This window comes from Psychrobacter sp. W2-37-MNA-CIBAN-0211 (assembly GCF_040309405.1).
Taxonomy (GTDB): Bacteria; Pseudomonadota; Gammaproteobacteria; order Pseudomonadales; family Moraxellaceae; genus Psychrobacter; species Psychrobacter glaciei.
This window is the reverse complement of record NZ_JBEOOU010000101.1, coordinates 1-290: the sequence shown is the minus strand read 5'-3', so window position 1 is coordinate 290 and position 290 is coordinate 1. Positions and strand designations below refer to the sequence as shown.

Here is a 290-nt window from a genome sequence, read left to right as displayed (position 1 = left end):
AGTCGTACCTACTGGCTTTATCACGGCTCAGTCTGGCATTAATAAAAAGATTCGCCAGAAGCTAGTAGATAAAAAAATGCTCGCTGGTGTGGTCTCAATGCCATCAGATATTTTTGCCACTACAGGGACAAGCGTATCGATACTGTTTATCGATGATATCAATGATGGTGATGTCGTATTGGTTGACGCGTCTAATCTAGGTAAAAAAGTTAAAGAGGGTAAAACTCAAAAGACGGTACTGTCTGCTAGCGAAGAACAGCAAATTATCAGCACCTTCAATAATAAAGAGC

The 290-nt window shown here is 40.3% G+C and carries 1 protein-coding gene; it reads left to right on the top strand.

Features of this window, described 5'->3' with window-relative positions:
* On the top strand, positions 1-290 hold a 290-nt coding region (locus AAEY72_RS14455; protein WP_352311208.1), incomplete at both ends, for an N-6 DNA methylase.